Origin of the sequence: Pseudomonas sp. HMWF021 (assembly GCF_003061005.1) — a bacterium.
Classification (GTDB): Bacteria; Pseudomonadota; Gammaproteobacteria; order Pseudomonadales; family Pseudomonadaceae; genus Aquipseudomonas.
Map to the genome: position 1 here is coordinate 33452 of NZ_QAIK01000136.1, position 8201 is coordinate 41652.

The following is an 8201-nucleotide window of genomic DNA, read 5'->3' on the forward strand; positions in this document are numbered from 1 at the left end:
TCGGTAGGCGATCACGTATGGATCGCCACCATTGCCATGCAACTTTAGAGAATTCGCATGCAAACTTTTTTTATCGCGCCCACCGATTTTGGCGTGGGCCTGACCTCCATCAGCCTCGGGCTGGTGCGTACCCTGGAGCGGGCCGGACTGAAAGTCGGCTTCTTCAAACCGATTGCCCAGCCGCATCCGGGCGACACCGGCCCTGAGCGCTCCACCGAACTGGTGGCGCGCACCCACGGCCTGAAACCGCCGCAACCACTGGGTCTGGCGCACGTCGAGCGGATGCTCGGCGACGGTCAGCTCGATGAACTGCTCGAAGAAATCATCACCCTGTATCAGCAAGCCGCCATCGGTAAGGACGTGCTGGTGGTCGAAGGCATGGTGCCGACCCGCAGCGCCAGTTATGCCGCGCGGGTCAACCTGCATCTGGCCAAAAGCCTGGATGCCGAGGTGATACTGGTTTCAGCGCCGGAAAACGAAGTGCTCGCCGAACTCTCCGGCCGTGTGGAATTGCAGGCGCAATTGTTCGGTGGCCCGAAGGATCCGAAAGTTCTCGGCGTGATCCTCAACAAGGTCAAGACCGACGAGAGCATGGAAGCCTTCGCCACGCGCCTCAAAGAGCATTCGCCGTTGCTGCGCAGCGGTGATTTCCGCCTGCTCGGCTGCATTCCGTTCCAGCCGGAACTCAATGCACCACGTACCCGCGACGTCGCCGACCTGATGGGCGCGCAGGTGCTCAACGCCGGCGACTATGAAACCCGGCGCATGACCAAAACCATCATTTGCGCACGCACCATGCGCAACACCGTGGACCTGCTCAAACCCGGCGTGCTGGTGGTGACCCCGGGCGACCGCGACGACATCATCCTCGCGGTCAGCCTCGCGGCCATCAACGGCGTACCGCTGGCCGGCCTGTTGCTGACCAGCGACACCCTGCCCGATCCGCGCATCATGGACCTGTGCCGTGGCGCGTTGCAGGCCGGTTTGCCGGTGTTGTCGGTGAGCACGGGCTCCTACGACACCGCCAACCTGCTCAATGGCCTGAACAAGGAAATCCCCATCGATGACCGCGAGCGCGCGGAGATCATCACTGATTTCGTCGCCAGCCATCTCGACGCCAAATGGCTGCACCAGCGCTGCGGCACCCCGCGGGAAATGCGCCTGTCGCCAGCGGTATTCCGTTATCAACTGATCCAGCGCGCGCAGTCGGCGAACAAACGCATCGTCCTGCCCGAAGGCAGCGAGCCGCTCACCGTACAAGCGGCGGCGATCTGCCAGGAGCGTGGCATCGCCCGTTGTGTGTTGCTGGCAAAACCCGAAGACGTCGAAGCCGTGGCCCGCGCTCAGGGCATCGAGTTGCCGCCGGGGCTGGAGATTCTCGACCCGGACTTGATTCGGGAGCGCTACATCGAGCCGATGGTCGCCCTGCGCAAGAGCAAAAGCCTCAACGCGCCGATGGCCGAACAGCAATTGGAAGACACCGTGGTGATCGGCACCATGATGCTCGCGCTGGATGAAGTCGATGGGCTGGTTTCCGGCGTGATCAATACCACCGCCAACACCATCCGCCCGGCGCTGCAACTGATCAAGACCGCACCGGGCTGCACGCTGGTGTCGTCGGTATTCTTCATGCTGTTCCCCGAAGAAGTGCTGGTCTATGGCGACTGCGTGATGAACCCGCATCCGAGCGCCACCGAATTGGCAGAGATCGCCCTGCAAAGCGCCGATTCCGCAGCGGCATTCGGCATCACCCCACGGGTGGCGATGATCAGTTACTCCAGCGGCGAATCGGCCAGCGGTGAAGAAGTCGAGAAAGTCCGCGAAGCCACCCTGCTCGCCCACGAGCAACAGCACTCGCTGCTGATCGACGGGCCGCTGCAATACGATGCCGCTGCCAACGCAGACGTCGCCCGGCAACTGGCGCCGAACAGCCAGGTGGCCGGCCGCGCCACGGTGTTCGTGTTCCCCGATCTCAACACCGGCAACACCACCCACAAAGCCGTGCAACGCAGCGCCGACTGCGTCAGCCTCGGCCCGATGCTCCAAGGCCTGCGCAAACCGGTGAACGATCTGCCGCGCGGCGCGCAGGTCGACGACATCGTCTACACCATCGCCCTGACCGCGATTCAAGCCGCCAACCGACCTATGGATGTGTAAATGCTGGACTTCCTGCCCGCCCCGATTCGCGGCGTGATCGCCGCGCTGCTGTTGGCGCTGAATACGATTCTGCTGTGCTCGTTCCTGTTCTGCGTGGCGCTGATCAAAGTGCTGCCCTTCGACCTCGCCCGCCGCGCCTCACTGTGGCTGATGAGCCACACCCACGAAGCCTGGATCAGCAACAACAAAGCCTGGATGAACCTGGTGCGCCGCACCCGCTGGCACATCAGCGGCCTGCAAGGTCTGGACTACCAGCACTCGTACCTGATCACCAGCAACCACCAGAGCTGGGTCGACATTCTGGTGCTGCAATACGTGCTCAACCGCCGCATCCAGCCGCTGAAGTTCTTCCTCAAACAGGAGTTGATCTGGGTTCCGGTGATCGGTCTGGCCTGGTGGGCACTGGGCTTCCCGTTCATGAAGCGCTACTCCAAGGCCTATCTGGAAAAGCACCCGGAGAAGAAAGGCAAGGACCTGGAAACCACACGCAAGACCTGCGCAAAGTTTCGCGATAACCCGGTGGGGATTTTCAACTTCGTCGAAGGCACGCGCTTCACCGAAGGCAAGCACGCGCAGCAGCATTCGCCATTCAAATACCTGCTCAAACCCAAGGCTGGCGGCATCGCGTTTGTGCTGGATGCGATGGGTGAGCAGTTGGAGTCGATCGTCAACGTGACCATTCACTACCCGGGCGGACGGCCGGGTTTCTGGGATCTGCTGTGCGGCAATGTGCGCGACGTGGTGGTGCACTTTGAAGAGCTGCAGATTCCGCCAGCGTTCATTGGCAAGAACTACGACCAGGACGGCGAATATCGCCTGCAATTCCAGGGCTGGATCAACCAGCTGTGGCAGGACAAGGATGCGCTGCTGGAACAGATGCACCGCGAATTCCCGAACCGACACTAAACCTTGTGGGAGCCAGCCTGCTGGCGATTGCGCAGGATCAGCACGCATCATTGGTGAATGACACACCGCCATCGCTGGCAAGCCAGCTCCCACAGTTGGATTGGGTGCAATCAGTTAGGTATCGATTGGCTGTCGGGCCGTCATCGCGAGCAGGCTCACTCCTACAGTTGGATTGGGTGCGCTCAGTTGGAGAGTGGTTGCTCGCAGGCCGCCTTCGCTGGCAAGCCAGCTCCCACAGTTGGATTGGGTGCAATCAGTTAGGTATCGATTGGCTGTCGGGCCGTCATCGCGAGCAGGCTCACTCCTACAGTTGGATTGGGTGCGCTCAGTTGGAGAGTGGTTGCTCGCAGGCCGCCTTCGCTGGCAAGCCAGCTCCCACAGTTGGACTGGGTGCAATCAGTTAGGTATCGATTGGCTGTCGGGCCGTCATCGCGAGCAGGCTCGCTCCTACAGTTGGATTGGGTGTGTTCAGTTGGAGATTGGTTGCTCGCAGGCCGCCTTCGCTGGCAGGCCAGCCCCACAGTTGGGGTGGGTGCAATCAGTTAGGTATCGGTTGGCTGTCGGGCCGTCATCGCGAGCAGGCTCACTCCTACAGTTGGATTGGGTGCGTTCAGTTGGAGATTGGTTGCTCGCAGGCCGCCTTCGCTGGCAAGCCAGCTCCCACAAAATCAAGATCAAAAGATCGCAGCCTGCGGCAGCTCCTACAGGAAAGATAGGTACAACCCGCACGCGGCGCATGCCGCCCCACTCCAGGATGAGCGCAAGCTCGGCTGTCGCTCTTGATCTTGATCCACGGGCGACGTCGGAAGGCTGAGCGGAGGGATTGATCCGGGGGTGGGAGCGCAGCGACCGTTTGGCGCAGCCAAACACAGCGAGAGGAGGTGCAGCGAAGCAAACCGGAGGCGCTGCGCCCGGATCAATCCCGCAGCGAAGGAACCCCGAGCCCCAGCGAGCGGGCCGAACGCAGGAGCAAGCGTTTTTTTGCTTACTTTTTTTAGGCGTTTGTAAAAAAAGTGAGTCGCCGTAAGGGCGAAACCGCCAGCCGCAGCACCCGAAGAAACGGATATTCACTCAGCCAGACAGAGCATGGTCGCCTATAAGGGCGCCATCGCTGGCAAGCCAGCTCCCACAGTGGAATGAGCTCGCGCAAAAATCGCATACAACAAAAAACCCGCCGATGATCACTCACCCGCGGGTTCTTCATTTCCAGCTAACGCTTAAATCGCGCCACGCTGACGCAGCAGATCCAGCACCTGCTTGACACTTTCGTCCAACGACAGCGACTGCGTATCGATCACCAGATCAGCATTCAGCGGCACGTCATACGGGAACGACTCACCCGGAATATTATCGCCACCCGCAGCATACAAGCCCTGCGGATCACGCTCGGCACACACCGCCGGCGAGGCCTGCACGTACACAGTCAGCAGACGCTCCTTGCCGATCAGATCCCTGGCCTGCTCACGACCTTCAGCACTCGGCGCTACGAACGCCGCCAGGGTCAACAGACCAGCCTCGTTGAACTGACGCGCCACATGCGCCGCACGCCGCCAGTTCTCGGTACGACCGGCACGATCCTGCGGCAGACCTTTGTTCAGGTCGTGACGCAGGTTCTGACCATCGAGCACAAACACCGCACGGCCCATGTCGAACAGCTTGCGCTCGACCGCATAAGCCAGCGTGCTCTTGCCCGCGCCCGACAGACCGCTGAACAACACGGTGGCTGGCTGCTGGCCGAAGCGCTGGGCACGTTCCTGAGTGGCGACGTGGGCCAGTTTGCCGTGATGCGTCGCGGTGCCGTGGGACAACGGCGGGGCGACAATCATGCCGGCGCCGACGGTGCCATTGGTCAGACGATCGATAACGATGAACGCGCCGGTGGTGCGGTTGCTGTCGTAACCGTCGAGGGCGATCGGCGCGTCGAGCGCGATCTTCACCTTGCCGATTTCGTTGAGCTGCAACGCGCTCGCCGGGCCTTCTTCAAGGGTGTTCACATCGACCTTGTTGACGATGCTGGCAATCGAGCCCGGCACGTAACTGGTGGCGCGCTTGATGTCGTATTTCTTGCCCGGCAGCATCGGCTCTTCAGCCATCCACACCAGCATCGCTTCGAAGCTGTCGGTGACCGGCGGCACGTTGTCGGCATGCACCAGCAAGTCGCCACGGGAGATGTCGATTTCGTCTTCCATGGTCAGCGTCACTGCCTGACCCGGGCCGGCTTGCTCCAGCTCACCTTCGAAGGTGACGATGGATTTGACGCGGCTGCTCTTGCCCGACGGCAGAACAACCACTTCGTCGCCCTTGTGCACGATGCCGCTGGCCAATGTGCCGGCGAAACCGCGGAAGTTCAGATTCGGACGATTGACGTACTGCACCGGGAAACGCAGATCGGTGAAGTTGCGGTCGCCCGCCACTTCCACGGTCTCGAGAATTTCCATCAGCGACTGGCCTTTGTACCAAGGCGAGCGCTCGGACTTGTTCACCACGTTGTCGCCCTTGAGCGCCGACATCGGCACGAAGTGCATGCTGGTCGGCTTCATCTTCAAGCCTTCGGCGAACTTCAGGTAGTCGGCCTTGATCGACTCGAACACGCCTTCATCGAAGTCTTTCAGGTCCATCTTGTTGATGGCGACAACGATGTGCTTGATGCCGAGCAACGAGGCGATGAAGCTGTGGCGACGAGTCTGGGTCTGCACGCCGTAACGCGCATCGACCAGGATGATCGCCAGGTCACAGGTGGACGCACCGGTGGCCATGTTGCGGGTGTACTGCTCATGGCCGGGGGTGTCGGCGATGATGAATTTGCGTTTGGCGGTGGAGAAATAGCGGTAGGCGACATCGATGGTGATGCCCTGCTCACGCTCGGCCTGCAGGCCGTCGACCAGCAACGCCAGGTCGATGTCGTCACCGGTGGTGCCGACTTTCTTCGAATCGCGGGTGATGGCTTCCAGGTGATCTTCGTAGATCATCTTGGAGTCGTGCAGCAGGCGCCCGATCAGGGTGCTCTTGCCGTCATCGACGTTACCGCAGGTCAAAAAGCGCAGCAGCTCTTTACGTTCGTGCTGGCCCAGGTAGGCGAGGATGTCCTCGCTGATCAAATCAGATACGTGCGACATGACAACCCCTTAGAAATAACCCTGACGTTTCTTGTCTTCCATCGAGCCTGCGCCATCGTGGTCGATGACCCGGCCCTGGCGCTCGGAAGTTCGCGTCAGGAGCATTTCCTGAATGATGTCCGTCAGCGTCTCGGCTTCGGACTCCACCGCGCCCGTCAACGGGTAGCAGCCAAGGGTACGGAAACGCACTTTCTTTTTGACGATGCGTGCCTTGTCCTCGTCGGACAGGTGTTCGAGGATACGGTCGTCGTCGATCATGATCAGCGTGCCGTTCTTCTCGATCACTTCACGCTCGGCGGCGAAGTACAGCGGCACGATCGGGATGCCTTCGAGGTAGATGTACTGCCAGATGTCCAGCTCGGTCCAGTTCGACAACGGGAACACCCGAATGGATTCGCCCTTGTTGACCTTGCCGTTGTAGACGTTCCACAGCTCGGGGCGCTGGTTTTTCGGGTCCCAGCGGTGCTTGCTGTCGCGGAACGAGTACACGCGCTCTTTCGCGCGGGATTTCTCTTCATCGCGACGGGCACCGCCGAACGCGGCGTCGAAACCATGCTTGTCGAGCGCCTGTTTCAGGCCCTCGGTCTTCATGATATCGGTGTGCTTGGCGCTGCCGTGGGTAAACGGATTGATGTTCTGCGCCACGCCATCGGGGTTGATGTGAGTGATCAGGTCCAGGCCCAGCTCTTCGACCATCTTGTCGCGGAACTTGTACATCTCCTGGAATTTCCAGCGGGTGTCGACGTGCATCACCGGAAACGGCAGTTTGCCCGGGAAGAACGCCTTGCGTGCCAGGTGCAGCATCACGGCGGAGTCTTTACCGATGGAGTACAGCATCACCGGGTTGTCGAACTCGGCGGCCACCTCGCGGATGATGTGGATGCTTTCCGCCTCCAGCTGTTTCAGATGCGTCAGTTTGTCGACCATGGCTACTCACGAAAGCTTTCTTATGAACGGCCAGCGGGCCGTGTTCGAGCGGGGAATCCTAGCACAGCGACCTCTTCTAATCAGGACGGCTACTAGATCGAAAGGGCATATGAATATGCCCACCGGTTTGCCCCACTAACCCTGTAGGAGCTGCCGCAGGCTGCGATCTTTTGATCTTGCTTTTAAAAGACAAAGTCAAAAGATCGCAGCCTTCGGCAGCTCCTACAGGGCAGCATTTCAGATCAGGCTCGCCGGGAGTCGTCAGATCGGGTTCGGGCAGTCGATGAAGATGTGTTCGAGGGCGAAACGCTTCGCCAGGTAGTCACCCAGTGCCTGCACGCCGTAACGCTCGGTGGCATGGTGACCGGCGGCGATGAAGCTGATGTCGTTTTCCCGGGCGCTGTGGAAGGTCTGCTCGGAGGCTTCACCGCTGAGGAACAGATCGACACCCGCCGCCACACCCTGATCGATATAGCCCTGACCACCACCGGTGCACCAGCCGACCCGGCGGATCATTGCGCTGCCTTCGACCAGCAGCGGCTCGCGGCCCATGACGTCTGTCACCTTGCGGGCGAAGTCACGCGCAGTCATGGGCTCATTCAACGAGCCGACCAGCCCGACAATCTTCAGATTGTCCGGGTCCAGCGGCCCTTCGACGGTGATGTCCAGCTGACGCGCCAGTTGCACGTTGTTGCCCACTTCCGGGTGCAGGTCCAGCGGCAGGTGATAGGCGAGCAGACTGATGTCGTGCTTGAGCAGCGTCTTCAGGCGACGCTGTTTCATACCGGTGATGCACGGGTTCTCGCCTTTCCAGAAATAGCCGTGATGCACCAGTATCAGATCGGCCTGGGCCTCCACCGCCGCGTCGAGCAGCGCCTGACTGGCGGTGACGCCACTGACGATGCGCATCACCTGCGGACGCCCCTCCACCTGCAGGCCGTTGGGGCAATAATCGGCAATTTTTGCACTGCCGAGGTAACGGTCGGCTTCTTCGACCAGGGTACTGAGGGCGACGGCCATGAAAGACTCCTGAAAATCCCGTTCAGAGGCACGCGCGGCCTCGTATAATGCGCGACATTATCGGCGGTCTGACCC

General features: G+C 60.7%; 5 protein-coding genes. 2 read left to right on the top strand and 3 right to left on the bottom strand.

Annotated features, from left to right (window positions below):
• The first annotated feature begins 57 nt into the window (after window positions 1-57).
• Both pta and DBR18_RS18555 read left to right on the top strand, forming a co-directional pair.
• On the top strand, window positions 58-2157 hold the full coding sequence (pta, locus tag DBR18_RS18550) for a phosphate acetyltransferase (protein WP_108591398.1): 2100 nt from the start codon (window positions 58-60) through the stop codon (window positions 2155-2157).
• Window positions 2158-3063: an acyltransferase gene (locus tag DBR18_RS18555; protein ID WP_108591399.1), complete on the top strand. Its 906-nt coding sequence runs from the start codon at window positions 2158-2160 to the stop codon at window positions 3061-3063. It begins immediately after the preceding gene.
• A gap of 1217 nt (window positions 3064-4280) precedes the next feature.
• On the opposite strand, the gene cysN is transcribed toward DBR18_RS18555, so the two are convergent.
• The 3 genes from cysN to DBR18_RS18575 form a co-directional block, all read right to left on the bottom strand.
• On the bottom strand, window positions 4281-6179 hold the full coding sequence (gene cysN, locus DBR18_RS18560) for a sulfate adenylyltransferase subunit CysN (protein WP_108591400.1): 1899 nt from the start codon (window positions 6177-6179) through the stop codon (window positions 4281-4283).
• A gap of 9 nt (window positions 6180-6188) precedes the next feature.
• A complete protein-coding gene (gene cysD / locus DBR18_RS18565; RefSeq protein WP_003221715.1) occupies window positions 6189-7106 on the bottom strand; it encodes a sulfate adenylyltransferase subunit CysD in 918 nt (305 codons plus the stop codon).
• 261 nt (window positions 7107-7367) lie between these two features.
• Window positions 7368-8126, bottom strand: coding sequence for a Nif3-like dinuclear metal center hexameric protein (locus tag DBR18_RS18575; RefSeq protein WP_108591401.1), 759 nt, complete (start codon window positions 8124-8126; stop codon window positions 7368-7370).
• Between the last annotated feature and the right edge of the window lie 75 nt (window positions 8127-8201).

Excerpts from the sequence above, each read along its gene's own strand:
- pta (WP_108591398.1), top strand. The coding sequence starts at position 58 with ATGCAAACTTTTTTTATCGCGCCCACCGATTTTGGCGTGGGCCTGACC.
- DBR18_RS18555 (WP_108591399.1), top strand. The coding sequence starts at position 2,158 with ATGCTGGACTTCCTGCCCGCCCCGATTCGCGGCGTGATCGCCGCGCTG.
- cysN (WP_108591400.1), bottom strand. The coding sequence starts at position 6,179 with ATGTCGCACGTATCTGATTTGATCAGCGAGGACATCCTCGCCTACCTG.
- cysD (WP_003221715.1), bottom strand. The coding sequence starts at position 7,106 with ATGGTCGACAAACTGACGCATCTGAAACAGCTGGAGGCGGAAAGCATC.
- DBR18_RS18575 (WP_108591401.1), bottom strand. The coding sequence starts at position 8,126 with ATGGCCGTCGCCCTCAGTACCCTGGTCGAAGAAGCCGACCGTTACCTC.